The organism is Stenotrophomonas sp. ZAC14A_NAIMI4_1 (assembly GCF_003086915.1).
In the GTDB taxonomy this organism is placed as follows: Bacteria; Pseudomonadota; Gammaproteobacteria; order Xanthomonadales; family Xanthomonadaceae; genus Stenotrophomonas.
Window position 1 is genome coordinate 3,842,050 of sequence record NZ_CP026002.1, and the last position, 15,003, is coordinate 3,857,052.

Below are 15,003 nucleotides of genomic sequence, written 5' to 3' on the forward strand. Positions count from 1 at the left end.
AACGCCGACCCTGGGGCCGGCGTTCGAGGTACCGCGTCGTGGAAGGGAGCGGGTATCGGGTCGTGCAGTGACTCAGCGGTAGACGCGCTCGCAGCGGCGCTCGACCACGCGGTCACCGGTCTTGTTCTGGTGGTTGCCCTGGATCTGGCGGCCGGCTGCACCGCCGGCGACAGCACCCGCAACAGTGGCGATCTTCTTGCCGTTGCCGCCGCCGACCTGGTTGCCGAGCAGGCCACCCACCACCGCACCGGTGGCGGTACCGGCGATGCGGTTGGGATCGCGCGAGTTGCGCTGCACTTCCACGTTCTTGCAGACCACGCGGCTGCCATCGTTGAACTTGCGGCCTTCATCGCGCGGGCCATAGCTCTGTGCGCTGGCTACCGACGACGCCGCAATCAGGCTGCCCAGCAGCAGTACGCGAAGGGACGTGTTCATGGCGATCTCCTGTGATCCGGTGTGCGCCCAGTCTCCCGCCGGCAACGCCAACCGGAGGTGAAATACCGGTCGTCACCACCTGAAGGGCCATGCAGCGTTCAGCGATGCGACGCCGGTGTTGGCACCGCGTGCCCTACAGTGCATGCATGACCCTGTACCTGCAGATCGAAGGCCGCGCGATCACCGGCATCGACAGCCTCTATGCCGAGTTCAACCGTGTGTTCATGGTGGGCGAGGACTGGCAGCTTGGCGCCAGCCTGGATGCGCTGGACGACCTGCTGTACGGCGGCTACGGCACGCTGGCCGGGCACGCCACGGCCACCGTGGCCTGGCGCGATGTCGAGCTCAGCCGCGTCGCACTGGGCGTGGACGCGACCTGCGCCTGGCTGCAGGCGAAACTGCAGCAGCCGGGCACGTTCAATACCGATGTGATCCGCCGCCAGCTGGATGCACTGGAACGCGGCGAAGGCCAGACCTACTTCGAGATCGTGATGGAAATTTTCGCGGGCCATCCGCGGATCACGTTGCGGCTGGACTAGGTGCCCATCCAGGATTCCAGTCTTCCCTGGATCAGGGTACGACCAGCTCCATCGTCTGCGTCTCGATCACATTGTGTGCAGCGTCGGCCAGCTCCACACTCAGATGATGGACACCGGACGGGAGCGTGCTGAAATAGATGGGATCCGTCTGGGCGTGGATCCAGGACCATTGGTTTCCATCGACCTTGACGTGCAGGTGGCCAATCCTCGGCTTCAGATGGGTGACCTCCTCGCCATGTATTTCAGCGTACAGCGGCAGGATGGTCATGTTCTCTACGCGGAAGGGTACGTACACGTAACCTTTCTGCAGAAAATCGGCACGTGGTGCAGAAAGGACCAGCTTCGGGGCCGCGTCATTCCTGCTTTCCTGTGCCACGGCCTGCTTCGCCGCCGGCATGGCGTGACCGCCGTGGTCGGCGGCATGGACTGGGAAAATTCCCGGCAAAGCGGCGATGAGGAAAGCAGCGAGGTAGCGGGGGGAATGATTTTTCAAGTTCTTCTTCCTGTTTACAAGAATCCTGCCCGCGGCGACACAGCATCCAGCCGCGCGGCACCGTCAGGGGTGACGATCAGCAATGGCGAAGGTCGCTGTTGCATGCGCGTAGAGCTTCCCCGTGTCGTCAACTACTTTGGCCTCCGCGAGAGACATCGTTCGTCCCAGATGGAGAACGGCGCCGACGCAACGGACGACCGCTTGGCCTGGTGCCACGCCCTTGACGTAGGTGATGTTCAGGTCCGTGGTCGCATAACGCGTGCCAATGTCGAGCTGCGTCTGCACGGCCAGCGCCATCGCTCCATCGAGCAGGGTGGCGAGGTAGCCGCCATGGACAGCGCCCATCGGGTTGGCATGCTCCAGGCCTGGCGCGCCGCTCAAGGTCACTTGGCCGTCGTCAACGGCATCGATCGAGAGTCCGAGCGTCTGGCCGATGCCCTTGCCCAGGCCACCCGCTGCCATTGCGTTGCGGAGGAATTCAAGCCCGGTTGCGCTCTGTCTTTCAGGGGTCTGGTTCATGGCGGTACCTGCTCTGCGTTGCGATCCAATCTACCAGTTGGTAGGCTGGCAATCAACGACCCGAAGTGTTGATGCCCCCCACCCGGCGCGCTCGGCACGTTGAGTCATGCGCGGCTACCTGATCGAGGGCAACTTCATGACCAGCGTTCGTATCCTGCCGGCGACAACGCCTGCCCTGCTGCCGAACGTGGAACGGAAGGGCACGCGTTTGCCTGCCTGCCCCACTTCGGACTTCCCGACCCTGGTGAAGGCGCAGGCCAGGCCCCCCGCGCCAGCGATCGCGGAGGCATCGCTGATGCAGGCCGCGCAAGCGCCACGTCGGCCGGAAACCGACGCGATGCTCGTACAGATGCTCATGTGTCGGAAGGTGGTGCAGCAGGCATCACCGAGGGTGGGCCGGCCACCGCCTGCGGCCTCCGCAGGTGGTGCTGCTGCCACCGACTGCACTTCACCCAAGAGCGCCGATGCGAACGACCGTGCCTGCCCTGATGGACCAGACACCTTCGCTACGACCGAGCACACTCAGGATCCAGCCGCGTTGCGAGCCGCCTCCTGCTGGAATGTCCCCGGGTACGGAGCGCAGATCGCATGCCCGCAGCACTTCCCGGCAATGAGTCCGTCCCTGCCTGAAAACATCCTGGTCGTGATACCGGGCCGGATCGTTCCCGATCCAGCGCAATCGGCCGGCACGCGACCGCTGCGTCGGCGCAAGCCGCGTACACCCGGCAGCCATGGCCATCCCCCAGCTCTGCCCGGCGCGGGCTTCAACAGCGACGAACAACCAGAGTGATCGCGGCACTGCATCCGCGCTGGCGTGCACCACGGCGTGTGCCCAGCCGGCGCGTGGAAGGAAACATCATGCCTCCCCTGCGAACGGCGCGCCTGGAGCTTCAGTTCGAATCAGGCTGATCAAGGCCTTCAGTCCTGGCGGCACGTACCGGTGGCCCGGGTAGTACAGCGCAAGGCCAGGAAACTCGGGGCACCAGTCTTCAAGCAGCCGAAGCAGGCGACCATCGGCGAGCGGCTGGGCCGCCAGATGCTCGGGAACGAACGCGATGCCGATGCCCTCCATCGCCGCGTCGACCATCAAGGGCTGATCGGTCAGGGTCATGGGCCCGGACACATTGACACGCTCCGTCGTGCCCTGGCGCTCGAACTCCCAGCGGTAGATGGCCCCGCTTTCGAACCGGAAACGGATGCAGTCGTGCTGATGCAGATCCAGCGGGCGCATTGGGCGGCTGCGCGCCTGCAGATACGCCGGGGACGCGACCACCGCAAACCGCATGGGAGGGGCAACGGCTACGGCGACCATGTCCCGTGGCACTGCTTCGGCCAATCGGATGCCCGCATCGAAGCCGTTCGACACGATGTCGTCCAGCCGACCGTCGCTGACAATATCCAGGTGGACCTGCGGGTAGAGCTGCAGGAATCGCGCCATCACCGGCTTGAGCACCAGCCGGATGGCGCCTTCACTGGCGTTGATGCGGACCGTGCCGCGCGGCACGTCTGCGCCTGCATCCACCGACTGCAGGGCCTCCTCGATGGAGGCCATGGCTGGCCGCAGCTTTTCTGCCAGGCGCTCGCCCGCATCGCTCAGCGAAACGCTGCGGGTCGTGCGGTTGAACAGGCGTGCGCCCAACCGCTGTTCGAGCGCCTTGATTGCATGGCTGATCGCGGATGGGGTGATGTTCAACTCGGCAGCCGCGCTGCGGAAACTGCGATGCGTCGCCACCGCCAGGAACGCCGTAAACGCGGTCATCTCAACGCCTGTCGATTGATGAAGCGCTTTCATCATGAGATCAAATATTGGAGATATTGTCTTGATAGTAAACCGATTCTAGGCTCACGGTTGTCCGCGGGTGCCAACCCTCGGGATCCGCAAACCGAAACAGGATCGAGACGATGAAGACGATGAAAGCGGTTGTGATGACCGGCCCCAACAGTCCGTGGCAGGTGCAGGACGTGCCCGTGCCAGTGGTCGAAGCGGGCCAGGTACTGGTCAAGGTCCACGCATCGGGCATGTGCTACACCGATGTGTGGGCGACCCAGGGCTATGGCGGCGACATCTACCCCCAGACACCCGGGCATGAAGTGGTTGGCGAAGTCGTCGAGGTCGGTGCGGGCGTGCGCTCGCGTCGGGCAGGCGACCGCGTGGGCACCACCTGGGTCCAGTCGTCCTGCGGCCGCTGCCCCTATTGCCGCGAAAGCCGCCCCTTGTCCGGCCAGACCGCCATGAACTGCGAGGCCCCCCGTACCACCGGCTTCGCTGCGCAGGGTGGCCATGCCCAGTACATTGCCGTCTCCGCCGAGGGCACGGTCCTGCTTCCGGACGGCCTGTCCTATGTGGACGCTGCGCCGATGATGTGCGCCGGCTACACCACGTGGAGCGGCCTGCGTGATGCGGCGCCCCAGCCCAATGAGAAGATCGCCGTACTTGGCATCGGTGGCCTGGGGCACGTTGCACTGCAGCTTTCCAAGGCCTGCGGCTTCGAAACCATTGCCATTACCCATTCAGCAGACAAGCATGCCCTCGCCCGCCAGTTCGGCGCCGACCATGTCGTCGCCAGCGGAAAGGAACTGAAGGACATCGGCGGCGCCGATGTGCTGCTGGTAACGACCAATGAATTCAGTTCCGCCGAAGAAGCCATGGCCGGTCTGCGGGTCGATGGGCGCATCGTGCTTTGCGGCCTGGACTTCAGCCAGCCGTTCTCGATCTCATCAGAAGGTGTGCCTTTCCACATGATGCGCCAGCGCGTGATCGGCTCGACCCACGGCGGCCAGCATTACCTCAGCGAGGTATTGAATCTGGCGGCCACGGGCAAAGTGAAGCCGCTGGTCGAGACCTTCGCACTGGACCAGGCAACCGAAGCCTATGACCGGCTGGCATCGGGGAAAATGAGATTCCGCGGCGTCTTCCTGCCTTGGGGTGACACTGGGCACGGTACGTAAAGACCTTCCCCAGAACATCCACCGCAGTTCCACTGAGTGGGCACCCGCCCACTCAGTGCATGGGTGCGCATTGCGCTTCACCAGGAGGGTAAGCGCCTAGTTGCGCTCAGCACGCCCCGCCGGCAGATCAAGTACCGGCCACCCTTTCTTGTCCCAGTGCACGGGCTGGACGCGCGGCGAGCGCTTGGCAGTGCAGCCCATGTCCGGACCGGAATTGCCGTGGTAGATGATCCAATCGTTGCCATCACTGCCCTGGAAGAACCCGTTGTGACCCGGCGCATACACGTTGCCTGCAGGGTTCTTGGCAAGGATGGGCGCCTTCGCCTTGGTCCATGCACTGGCATCGAGTGGATCGGAACCGGCTTTCGCGTGCAGCAGCCCGATCGCGTAGTCGTCGGACCAGCATGCGCTTCCCGAATAGGTCAGGAAGAGGTCGCCGTTGGGGCCCTTCAGGAACTCAGGCCCTTCCAGGATCTGCCGGCCACCCTGGCGCTCCCACGCCTGGTCCGGCCGCGCAATGATGACCTCCTCGCCCTGCAGGGTCCACGGGTTTGCCATGGCCACGATGGCCAGCACGCTGTCGGGGCCCACGTAAGGCGAATAGACGAAATAGCGCTTTTCACCGATCACGAAGGTGGTGCCGTCGATGCCGGCATGTGCCGTGGCCAGGCGCCCGCGATCAATCCATTCGCCCTTCGTCGGGTCGGCATTGGTGTTCTCCAGCACGAACACGCCGCGCTGGGTATCTTCCTGGCCTTCGGCAGCGCCGCTGGCGGCGGCGGTGTAATAGATGTACCAGCGGCCATCGATGCGGTGCAGTTCGGGCGCCCAGATGGATGTTGCGTTGGGCCCGGTGGCCGGCGGGCGCCAGACCGTGACTTCCCGGGCCCGCGCCAGGTGTGCGAGGTCGCTGGTTGCGCGGATCGCCAGGCGGTCACCGTGGGTGGCCATGTAGTAGAAGGTCCGCCCATCGCGGACGATCCACGGATCAGGGCCGGAATCGAGCAGCGGATTGTCCCGCGCCGGCTCGATTGCTGCTGCCCCTGCAGCTGCCTGCAGCAGTGCCGCTGCGAGCAATACCCGAAGTGTGTTCTGCACCATCCTGCCCTCCCGTTGATGTCCACACTGGCCGGTTGCCAGCCGGCCGTCACAGAAACATATAATCGGACAATTGGCAACGGCCACGACGTGGGGATGGGACATGCAGCATGACGTGCACAGCATCATCGGCATCAACTGGGGCAGCAGTAATCTTCGTGCCTACCTCATCGATGCATCCGGAAAGATGATCGACAGCCTTGAGGCCCCGGCAGGCGTGGCCGGCCTGGACCGCGATGGCATGGTGGCCGCCGCCGATGCGATCCGCCAGCGCTGGCCCGCCGCTGGCCACGTCTACGCGGCAGGCATGATCGGTTCCACCGTGGGCTGGGTGGACGCGGGCTATGTGGATTGCCCCGCCGGTGTGACCGATGTGGCGCGCAACCTAGTCACGGCCCGCATCGGGACGCTCTCGATGCGCATCGTGCCTGGCATGGCCTGTGTGCGCACCGCCGACGGCGCGCCGGATGTGCTGCGCGGCGAAGAGACCGAGTTGTTGGGGCTGCTCGCCGGTGGTGGCATCGAGGCCACCTCGATTGTTGCCCTGCCCGGCACGCATACCAAGTGGATCGAACTGGTCGATGGCCGCGTCCACTCCTTCATGACCGCGATGTCCGGCGAGCTGTTCGACCGCCTTGCCAGCGGCGGCCTGCTGGCATCGGTACTGGAAGGACCGGGCGACGCCGGCCCGGCATTTGCCGAAGGCATGCGTGCAGCAGTGCGGGGTGGGCTGGGGTTGGGCACGTTGCTGTTCGGCGTGCGCGCACGGGTGGTGCGCGGGGTTCTGCCGCGCACCGAAAGCAGCGCGTACCTGCGTGGCCTGCTCGCCGGTGCGGAGATCGCCGATGCGCTGGCGCTGTACCCGCAACTGCAGCAGGCCTGCGTGCCATTGATCGGATCAGCGCCGGTGTGCCGCCTCTACCAGGCCGCGTTGGCCGGGATGGGCATCGCATCGCGTCCGGTGGCTTCAGCCGATGCCGTGGTACGCGGATTCCATGCGCTTCATCAACTGGCGGCCAGCTAGGCCGAATACGTCGTGCTGCGTCGCAACGTGCGTATTGTCTGATTATATGTTTTTGTACGCCCACGACATTGAGAGGGGTCTGGGGCAATGCTTGCTGGCAAGGGAAAGACGGCGGGACTGATCGGGGCGATGGCACTGGCGGCTGCATCAGCCGCACACGGACAGGCGCGCACGGTGTTGGGCACCACGGCTGATGGCACCCGGGTCGAGTCGATCCAGTTGCGCGACGGCAGCGGCATGCAGGCCACCGTATTGACCCTGGGCGCAGCACTGCATTCGCTGCAGGTGCCGGACCGCGATGGCGCGTACGCCGATGTGCTGCTCGCTGATGGCACGCTGCAGGCCACCCTGGACAAGCCACAGTATTTCGGCGCGACGGTCGGTCGCTTCGCCAACCGCATCGCCGCAGGCCGCTTCAGCCTGGATGGCCACACCTACCAGGTGCCGACCAATGACGGCCCCAACAGCCTGCACGGCGGCAGCCGTGGCTTCGACAAGGTGGTCTGGGATGTGGTCGAGGCCAAGGCCGACCACGTGACGCTGCGCCACGTCAGCGCCGATGGGGAACAGGGATTCCCCGGCACGCTCACCGTCACCGCGACCTACACGCTGCAGGGCAATGGCCGCCTGCTGGTCGAGTACCGCGCGACCACCGACGCGCCGACCATCGTCAACCTGAGCAACCACGCCTACTGGAACCTGTCAGGCGAAGGCTCGGGCACGGCCATGGAGCACGAGCTGACCATTCCGGCCAGCGCCTACACGCCCGTGGACGCCACCCTGATTCCCACCGGCGTGCTGCAGCCCGTGGAAGGCACGGCGTTTGATTTCCGCACGGCCAAGCCCATCGGGCGCGACCTGCGCCGTGGCGATGAGCCGCAGCTGCTGCACGGCCACGGCTATGACCACAACTGGGTGATCAGCCGCAGCCCCAGCAAAGAGCTTCGTGAAGTTGCCCGCGTCCACGACCCCCGTTCGGGCCGGGTGATGACCCTGTTGTCGACGCAGCCGGGCCTGCAGTTCTACTCCGGCAACTTCCTTGATGGCAGCACCGTGGGCAAGAGCGGTTCGGTCTACCGCCAGGGTGATGCCATTGCGCTGGAACCGCAGCTGTTCCCGGACACGCCGAACCAGCCTGCGTTCGGCTCGGCACGGCTGGACCCTGGCCAGACCTATCTGAACCGCATCGTCTACCAGTTCTCGACCGACCGCGACGCCCCCGCGCGCCGCTGAGTCACGCCTCCGTCGCGGCGACCAGGCACCCGCGGCCGCCGCGACCCGACGACATCGCACCACGCCCCGCCCTTCCGGCACCTGCCGGGAGCGGGCAGCTCATGACCAAGGAGATGCATCCCATGCGAAAGTGGCTTTCCCCCTTGCTGGCAACCCTGCTCGCCGTCGCGCCGATGGCACATGCGAGCGACACCGCACGCTGGACCCCGGCGCAGGCCGACGCGTGGTATGCAAAGCAGCAGTGGCTGGTTGGTTCGAACTACGCAACGTCCAACGCGATCAACCAGCTGGAGATGTTCCAGCCCGAGACCTTCGACCCGGTGGCGATCGACCGCGAGCTGGGCTGGGCACACGAGCAGTTCGGCATGAACACCATGCGCGTGTACCTGCATGACCTGCTGTGGAAGCAGGACCCGCAGGGCCTGATCAAGCGCATCGACACGTTCCTGGCGATCGCGCAGAAGCACGGCATCCGCCCGATGTTCGTGCTGTTCGACAGCTGCTGGGATCCGGACCCGGTGCTCGGCCCCCAGCACCGTCCCATTCCGGGCGTGCACAACTCGGGCTGGGTGCAGAGCCCCAGCCGCCATACCCTGGTGGACCCGGCCAATGACGCCCACTTCCGCAGCTATGTGGAGGGCGTCGTGGGCGCCTTCGCCGATGACAAGCGCGTGCTGGCCTGGGACCTGTGGAACGAACCGGACAACCCGGGCGGCGGCAACTACATGGACAAGCAGCTGGAGGGCGAACAGGCCCGCATTGCCGAGCTGCTGCCGAAGATCTTCGAGTGGGCGCGGAGCAGGAAGCCGACCCAGCCGCTGACCAGCGGCGTGTGGATCGGTGATGACTGGTCGCCGGGCGCCGCTTCGCTGACCTCGATCCAGCGCACCCAGCTGGAACAGTCCGATGTGATCACCTTCCACAACTACGAGCAGCCCGAAGCCTTCAAGGCACGTGTAGCGCAGCTGCGCAAGCATGGCCGCCCGCTCATCTGCACCGAGTGGCTGGCCCGCGGTGCCGGTTCCAATGTCGACACCATCCTGCCGATCGCCCGCCGCGAAAACATCGGCATGATCAACTGGGGCTTCGTTGATGGCGCCATCCAGACCCGCTTCCCGTGGGACAGCTGGCAGCGCCCGTACACGATGGAAGAACCCACCGTCTGGTTCCACGACCTGTTGAAGGCCGATGGAACGCCTTACCGCGCCCGTGAGGCAGAGCTGTTCCGCAGCCTGGCCAAGACCCCGCGCAACGCCGTGCCCGCCCTCTGAATCTTCCGCTGCGCCGGCACTGCCCGGCGCAGCTCCCACCTGCGCTTGTTTTCCGGAATCCGGAGCTACCGCCATGACCGTTTCTTCTTCCCGCACCCTGCTCTCCCTTGCCATCCTGTCCGCACTGGCCCTGCCCGGCCTTGCCCAGGCCCAGGACACCAGCACCGCCGGACAGGCCTCACCCGCGGCCCAGCAGCCGACCGCCACCGATCTTGATACCGTGACGGTGACCGCGCTGCGCCAGAGCCTGCAGACCGCGCAGACGCTCAAGCAGGAAGCGGCCATGGTGGTCGATTCAATCGTTGCCGAAGACATCGGCAAGCTGCCGGACAACAGCGTTGCCGATGCCCTGCAGCGCGTGACCGGCGTGCAGGTCGCGCAGGGCAACCAGGGCGAGACCACCGGGGTCGTCATCCGTGGCCTGCCCAATGTGGTGAGCACGCTCAACGGGCGCGAGATCTTCAGCAGCTCCGGGCGCGGCTATGCCTTCCAGAACCTGCCGGCCACCGCAATCAAGACCCTCAGTGTCTACAAGAGCAGCGAAGCCAGCCTGCCGCTGGGCGGCATTGCCGGCCTGGTCGATATCGAACTGCGCAGGCCGCTGGATTTTGACGGTGCCGAGATTGCCGGCACGGTCACCGGCACGCACAGCAAGTACGGCGGTGACATCGACCCGTCAGCCAGCCTGCTGCTGAGCAACCGCTGGGATACCGACGCCGGGCAGTTCGGCGCCATGGTCAACTTCGGCTATGTCGGCAAGCACTACGTCTACGACGCGGTGTGGGGTGACTTCCCCAAGGTACTGAACAACGACGACGGCACACCGATGCGCACCGACGCCGGCAACCTGGTGGCGGCGCCGAATGGCTGGGGTACCAATTACAGCCAGGGCGACCGCAAGCGCAGCGCCTTCAACTACGCGCTGCAGTGGAAGCCGAGCGAGAGCACCGAGGTCTATGTCGAAGGCCTGTACGACTTCGTGCGCGATGACTATGACCAGGCATTCCTGTTCAGTTTCCCGGTGGGCGCGGTACAGCCCACCCGCCTGCAGGTGGGCGACAACTGCTATGCCAACCGCCTTGACGGCCCCCTGGCCGGGCAGACCATCTGCGATGCCAGCAGTGGCGAATGGACCGGCGACACCTATGCCGCCAGCAGCACCCAGGCCCATCGGCAACGTGGCCAGGACATCCAGAACGCGCTTGGATTCAAGTGGCGCGGGGATCAGCTGGAGCTGTCCACGGAGGTGTCGCGGACCTCGGGCTACTACCGCGATGAGAACTTCATCATCGACACCTTCATGAACGGCCCGATCACCACGATCTGGGACGGCACGGCAGGCAACCACCAGAACTGGCATCTGGCCGGCAACCCGGCCAGCGACTCCTCGCGCTACTACCTCAATGGGCTCTTCCAGACGTGGGGCGAGTCGCGTGGCGAGGAGAACAGCTGGCGCGGTGATGGCCGCTTCGAATTCCTCGATGGCCCGATCGCCGCCATCCAGTTCGGCCTGCGCTATGCGGACCGCAATGCAAGCGCGAAGGGCAGCGTCGAGATCAGCACCCCGCCGCCGGGCGGCCCCGGCACCGGCAACATCACCGCTTCGCCGAACCCGGCCAACCAGGTCGACGCCCTGCTTGCGTCCGGCGCGATCCCGGGCGGCACGTTCTTCTGCAGCAAGCGCGGCAACTCGGCCCTGAACCAGCCGTTCCTGACGCCCTGCTATGACTACCTGATCGGCAACGCCGATGCGCTGCGCAACTACTACGGGCTGGCCGACGGCTTGGCGGCAGAGAATCCGGGGCGCTTCTTCGACATCCAGGAGCGCAAGTCGGCCGGCTACCTGCAGGCCAAGTACGATTTCAACCTGGGCGACCTGCGGGTGGATGGCCTGGTCGGCGTCCGCGCCGAGCAGATCAAGCGCGAGCTCAATGCCTACTCGTTCGATGCCGCCAGCGGCGTCTACAGCGCCATCAGCCGCGATACCAAAGATACCCAGGCGCTGCCCAATGCCAGCCTGAACCTGCACTTCAACGAGGCTTGGCAGCTGCGCCTGGTCGCGGCCAAGACCATGAGCTACCCGGACTTCGGCGCGCTGAATCCTTCGATCTCGCTGAACCCGGGCACGCTCAACCGTGCCGGCGTGGCCAGCAGCGGCAACCCGGACCTGAGCCCGATCAAGTCGACCAACTACGACGCCTCGCTGGAGTGGTACTTCTCACCAGTGGGCTACGTCAGCACCGGCGTCTTCTACCGCGACATCAACGGCTACATCCAGAACTACATCACCAACGTCGACATTGCCGGGGAAACCTACGAGCTGTCCTCGCCGCAGAGCGCCGGCAGCGGCCACCTGCAGGGCGTGGAATTCGCCTACCAGCAGACCTTCGACTTCCTGCCCGGCGCCTGGAGTGGCCTGGGTGCGCAGTTCAATTACACCTACATCGAAGGTGACACCAAGTCGCCGGAATTCATCGGCGGCCCGATCACCACCCGCCCGCTGCAGAACGTTTCCAAGAACAACTACAACGCGGTGCTGTTCTACGAGAACTTCGGCATGTCGGCGCGCCTGGCCTATGGCTACCGCAGCCGTTACATCGATTTCTTCACCCAGCCCACCGTGGCCGGCACCGAAGACCAGGTGGAGGCTGCCAGCTCGCTGGACTTCTCGATCAGCTACGACGCCACCCCGCGCACCACCGTGGTGTTTTCCGCCACCAACCTGCTGGGCAACAACCTGCACCAGTACTGGGGCAACGGCAACACCCGCCCGCGTGACATCCGCTACCAGGACAAGACCGTGGGCATCGGCTTCCGGTTCAAGCTCTGAAGGAAGACTGCATGAACACCCCCCACACCCTGCTGCATCCCTTTTGTCGGATAATAGGAGTGGCCGCGGCCTGCGGCGCACCGAGCCAGAGGGGCACCCGTGAAACGGATCGAGGTACGCAATCTCTACGACCAGGTCGCCCAGGAGATCGGGCAACGGATCATCAGCGGCGTACTTCAGCCAGGCGAGTTCCTGCCCAAGGAAGAACTTCTGGCGCAGACATTGTCCGTGAGCCGTTCCGCGCTGCGCGAGGGCTTGAAGGTACTGGGCTCGAAAGGGTTGATCGAAACACGCCAGAAGACCGGGTCACGGGTACGCGAGCCGCGGCACTGGAAGCAGCTGGACAGCGACATCCTGGCGTGGCGCTGCGCGTTGATGCCCACCCGGGATTTCGTCAACAAGCTGGTGGAGATGCGCGAAGTGATCGAGCCGGCGGCAGCGGCGCTGGCAGCCCAGCGACGCTCGCCCGCGCAGCTGGCCAGGATCGGCGAGGCGTACCAGGCGATGGCCGATGCGACCGACCAGGACGCATGGGCCAAGGCCGACCTGGCGTTCCACGAGAGCGTGCTCGATGCCACCAGCAACGAGCTGCTGGGCTCGCTGTTCTCGGTCATCGACGCGGCGCTGGGCACCTTCTTCCTGCTCTCGGCGCAGACGGCCAAGGACTTCAAGTACTCCCTGCCCCGGCATTTCGACGTGTACGACGCCATCAGGCTGAAGCAGCCCGATGCGGCGCGCGCCGCCATGCTGGACATGATTGCCGACTCCAAGGCCAACCTGAAGGGTGGCTGGCGCAGGCGCGCACCCGCTCGATAGAGGACTTCCGATGAGTACCGCGTGGATGCAACCCCTTCCCCTGGTTGCGATCCTGCGCGGGCTCACCCCGCAGGAAGCACCCGCGATCGGTGCGGCCCTGGCCGATGCCGGCTTCCATCTGCTGGAAGTGCCGCTCAATTCACCGCAGCCGCTGCACAGCATCGAACTGCTGGCCCGGCAGCTGGGTGACCGTTGCCTGGTCGGCGCTGGCACGGTGCTGACCACCGGCCAGGTACAGGACGTCGCCAATGCGGGCGGCCGCCTGCTGGTGATGCCCCATGCCGATGTCGAGGTGATCGCTTCGGCACATGCGCTGGGCATGCGCTGCACGCCCGGCGTTGCCACGCCGACCGAGGCCTTCGCTGCGCTGCGCGCCGGCGCCGACGCACTCAAGCTGTTCCCTGCCGAGCAGTTGCCGCCCCCCGTATTGAAGGCCTGGTCAAGCGTATTGCCGGCGGGCACCGCACTGCTGCCAGTCGGCGGCATCACCCCTGAGCGCATGGCCGCCTATCGCAGCGCCGGCGCCGTCGGCTTCGGCATCGGCTCGGCGCTGTATGCCCCGGGAACCCCGGCGGCCGAGGTCGCACGCCGCGCACGCGCCTTCATCGACGCCTGGCACCAGGCGAACACGGACTCCCACGCATGAAAATCACCGCCATCACTACCTTCCTCGTGCCGCCGCGCTGGTGCTTTGTGCGCATCGACACCGACACGGGCATCAGCGGCTGGGGCGAGCCCATCGTCGAAGGGCGCGCACATACCGTTGCCGCCGCTGTGGAAGAGCTTTCCGACTACCTGATCGGCAAGGACCCGCGCCACATCGAGGACCACTGGAACGTCCTCTACCGCGGCGGCTTCTATCGCGGCGGCCCGATCCTGATGAGTGCGCTGGCCGGCATCGACCAGGCGCTGTGGGACATCCACGGCAAGGCACTGGGCGTACCGGTGCACACCCTGCTGGGCGGCCCCGTCCGCGAGCGCATCCGGGTCTATTCGTGGATCGGCGGTGACCGCCCCGCAGACACGGCGCGTGCAGCTGCCGAAGCCGTGGCCCGGGGCTTCACCGCGGTCAAGATGAACGCCACCGAGGAGGTGCAGTTCGTCGATTCGCATGCCAAGGTCACCCGCGTGCTGGAGAACGTGCAGGCCGTGCGTGATGCGGTCGGCAACGATGTCGGCCTGGCCGTGGACTTCCATGGGCGTGTGCACAAGCCGATGGCCAAGGTGCTGATGCGCGAACTGGCCCCGTTCAACCTGATGTTCATTGAAGAACCGGTGCTTTCCGAACACCTGGAAGCCATTCCGGAACTGGCCGCGCTTTCGCCGGCACCGATCGCCCTCGGCGAACGCCTGTACTCGCGCTTCGACTTCAAGCGCGTGCTGCAGACCGGTGGCGTGGACATTCTGCAGCCGGATCCTTCGCACTCGGGCGGCATCACCGAAACGCGCAAGATCGCAGCCATGGCCGAAGCCTACGATGTGGCCCTGGCCCTGCACTGCCCGTTGGGGCCGATCGCCCTGGCTGCCAACCTGCAGCTGGATGCGGTCTGCTACAACGCCTTCATCCAGGAACAGAGCCTGGGCATCCACTACAACGCCAGCAACGACCTGCTCGACTACCTGGTCGACCGTACGCCCTTCCAGTACCAGGACGGCTTCGTCAGCATCCCCGATGGCCCCGGGCTGGGCATCGAGATCAACCAGGCGTACGTGGACGAGCGTGCCGCCGAAGGTCATCGTTGGCGCAACCCCATCTGGCGCCATGCCGATGGCAGCGTGGCCGAGTGGTGAGCGGC

The 15,003-nt window shown here is 65.6% G+C and carries 15 protein-coding genes; 10 read left to right on the plus strand and 5 right to left on the minus strand.

Annotated elements, in window-relative coordinates; all coding sequences use genetic code 11:
- Positions 1-72 precede the first annotated feature (72 nt).
- Positions 73-435: a glycine zipper 2TM domain-containing protein gene (locus C1926_RS17565; RefSeq protein ID WP_079221169.1), complete on the minus strand. Its 363-nt coding sequence runs from the start codon at positions 433-435 to the stop codon at positions 73-75.
- Positions 436-581: 146 nt separating this feature from the next.
- Here C1926_RS17565 and C1926_RS17570 point away from each other — a divergent pair, with 146 nt between their 5' ends.
- Entirely contained in the window at positions 582-974 is a 393-nt protein-coding gene (locus C1926_RS17570) for a ribonuclease inhibitor (protein WP_108760082.1), read from the plus strand.
- Between the two features lie 31 nt (positions 975-1,005).
- Here C1926_RS17570 and C1926_RS17575 read toward each other — a convergent pair whose 3' ends face one another.
- Both C1926_RS17575 and C1926_RS17580 read right to left on the minus strand, forming a co-directional pair.
- Entirely contained in the window at positions 1,006-1,467 is a 462-nt protein-coding gene (locus C1926_RS17575; protein WP_108760083.1) for a DUF6130 family protein, read from the minus strand.
- Between the two features lie 63 nt (positions 1,468-1,530).
- Positions 1,531-1,986 (minus strand): PaaI family thioesterase, encoded by a 456-nt coding sequence (locus tag C1926_RS17580; RefSeq protein WP_108760084.1) that lies wholly within the window; start codon positions 1,984-1,986, stop codon positions 1,531-1,533.
- A gap of 106 nt (positions 1,987-2,092) precedes the next feature.
- On the opposite strand from C1926_RS17580, the gene C1926_RS21590 reads away from it, so the two are divergent.
- Positions 2,093-2,776 (plus strand): hypothetical protein, encoded by a 684-nt coding sequence (locus C1926_RS21590; protein WP_159095137.1) that lies wholly within the window; start codon positions 2,093-2,095, stop codon positions 2,774-2,776.
- 66 nt (positions 2,777-2,842) lie between these two features.
- On the opposite strand, the gene C1926_RS17590 is transcribed toward C1926_RS21590, so the two are convergent.
- Complete coding sequence (locus tag C1926_RS17590) at positions 2,843-3,781, minus strand: LysR family transcriptional regulator (RefSeq protein WP_108760086.1); 939 nt, start codon at positions 3,779-3,781, stop codon at positions 2,843-2,845.
- 107 nt (positions 3,782-3,888) lie between these two features.
- On the opposite strand from C1926_RS17590, the gene C1926_RS17595 reads away from it, so the two are divergent.
- Positions 3,889-4,935, plus strand: a complete 1,047-nt coding sequence (locus C1926_RS17595; protein WP_216822023.1) for an alcohol dehydrogenase catalytic domain-containing protein — start codon at positions 3,889-3,891, stop codon at positions 4,933-4,935.
- A 96-nt stretch (positions 4,936-5,031) separates the two neighbouring features.
- On the opposite strand, the gene C1926_RS17600 is transcribed toward C1926_RS17595, so the two are convergent.
- Positions 5,032-6,138, minus strand: a complete 1,107-nt coding sequence (locus C1926_RS17600; protein WP_216822024.1) for a glycoside hydrolase family 43 protein — start codon at positions 6,136-6,138, stop codon at positions 5,032-5,034.
- On the opposite strand from C1926_RS17600, the gene C1926_RS17605 reads away from it, so the two are divergent.
- The 7 genes from C1926_RS17605 (at position 6,137) to dgoD (ending at position 14,998) form a co-directional block, all read left to right on the plus strand.
- Positions 6,137-7,057, plus strand: a complete 921-nt coding sequence (locus C1926_RS17605; RefSeq protein ID WP_108760088.1) for a 2-dehydro-3-deoxygalactonokinase — start codon at positions 6,137-6,139, stop codon at positions 7,055-7,057. The genes C1926_RS17600 and C1926_RS17605 overlap by 2 nt on opposite strands.
- Before the next feature lie 174 nt (positions 7,058-7,231).
- Positions 7,232-8,290 (plus strand): aldose epimerase family protein, encoded by a 1,059-nt coding sequence (locus C1926_RS17610; RefSeq protein WP_254057309.1) that lies wholly within the window; start codon positions 7,232-7,234, stop codon positions 8,288-8,290.
- A 122-nt stretch (positions 8,291-8,412) separates the two neighbouring features.
- Positions 8,413-9,561 (plus strand): cellulase family glycosylhydrolase, encoded by a 1,149-nt coding sequence (locus tag C1926_RS17615; RefSeq protein ID WP_108760755.1) that lies wholly within the window; start codon positions 8,413-8,415, stop codon positions 9,559-9,561.
- Between the two features lie 73 nt (positions 9,562-9,634).
- Positions 9,635-12,391, plus strand: coding sequence for a TonB-dependent receptor (locus C1926_RS17620; protein ID WP_108760090.1), 2,757 nt, complete (start codon positions 9,635-9,637; stop codon positions 12,389-12,391).
- Between the two features lie 99 nt (positions 12,392-12,490).
- A complete protein-coding gene (locus tag C1926_RS17625) occupies positions 12,491-13,207 on the plus strand; it encodes a FadR/GntR family transcriptional regulator (protein ID WP_108760091.1) in 717 nt (238 codons plus the stop codon).
- 25 nt (positions 13,208-13,232) lie between these two features.
- A complete protein-coding gene (locus C1926_RS17630) occupies positions 13,233-13,853 on the plus strand; it encodes a 2-dehydro-3-deoxy-6-phosphogalactonate aldolase (RefSeq protein WP_254057311.1) in 621 nt (206 codons plus the stop codon).
- Positions 13,850-14,998 (plus strand): galactonate dehydratase, encoded by a 1,149-nt coding sequence (dgoD, locus tag C1926_RS17635; protein ID WP_108760093.1) that lies wholly within the window; start codon positions 13,850-13,852, stop codon positions 14,996-14,998. The genes C1926_RS17630 and dgoD overlap by 4 nt, the downstream gene beginning before the upstream one ends.
- Positions 14,999-15,003 lie beyond the last annotated feature (5 nt).

What these genes read in the sequence shown, in the direction of transcription:
- C1926_RS17565 (WP_079221169.1), bottom strand. Translation starts at nt 435, where the DNA reads ATGAACACGTCCCTTCGCGTACTGCTGCTGGGCAGCCTGATTGCGGCG.
- C1926_RS17570 (WP_108760082.1), top strand. Translation starts at nt 582, where the DNA reads ATGACCCTGTACCTGCAGATCGAAGGCCGCGCGATCACCGGCATCGAC.
- C1926_RS17580 (WP_108760084.1), bottom strand. Translation starts at nt 1,986, where the DNA reads ATGAACCAGACCCCTGAAAGACAGAGCGCAACCGGGCTTGAATTCCTC.
- C1926_RS21590 (WP_159095137.1), top strand. Translation starts at nt 2,093, where the DNA reads ATGCGCGGCTACCTGATCGAGGGCAACTTCATGACCAGCGTTCGTATC.
- C1926_RS17590 (WP_108760086.1), bottom strand. Translation starts at nt 3,781, where the DNA reads ATGATGAAAGCGCTTCATCAATCGACAGGCGTTGAGATGACCGCGTTT.
- C1926_RS17595 (WP_216822023.1), top strand. Translation starts at nt 3,889, where the DNA reads ATGAAGACGATGAAAGCGGTTGTGATGACCGGCCCCAACAGTCCGTGG.
- C1926_RS17605 (WP_108760088.1), top strand. Translation starts at nt 6,137, where the DNA reads ATGCAGCATGACGTGCACAGCATCATCGGCATCAACTGGGGCAGCAGT.
- C1926_RS17600 (WP_216822024.1), bottom strand. Translation starts at nt 6,138, where the DNA reads ATGTCCCATCCCCACGTCGTGGCCGTTGCCAATTGTCCGATTATATGT.
- C1926_RS17615 (WP_108760755.1), top strand. Translation starts at nt 8,413, where the DNA reads ATGCGAAAGTGGCTTTCCCCCTTGCTGGCAACCCTGCTCGCCGTCGCG.
- C1926_RS17620 (WP_108760090.1), top strand. Translation starts at nt 9,635, where the DNA reads ATGACCGTTTCTTCTTCCCGCACCCTGCTCTCCCTTGCCATCCTGTCC.
- C1926_RS17630 (WP_254057311.1), top strand. Translation starts at nt 13,233, where the DNA reads ATGCAACCCCTTCCCCTGGTTGCGATCCTGCGCGGGCTCACCCCGCAG.
- dgoD (WP_108760093.1), top strand. Translation starts at nt 13,850, where the DNA reads ATGAAAATCACCGCCATCACTACCTTCCTCGTGCCGCCGCGCTGGTGC.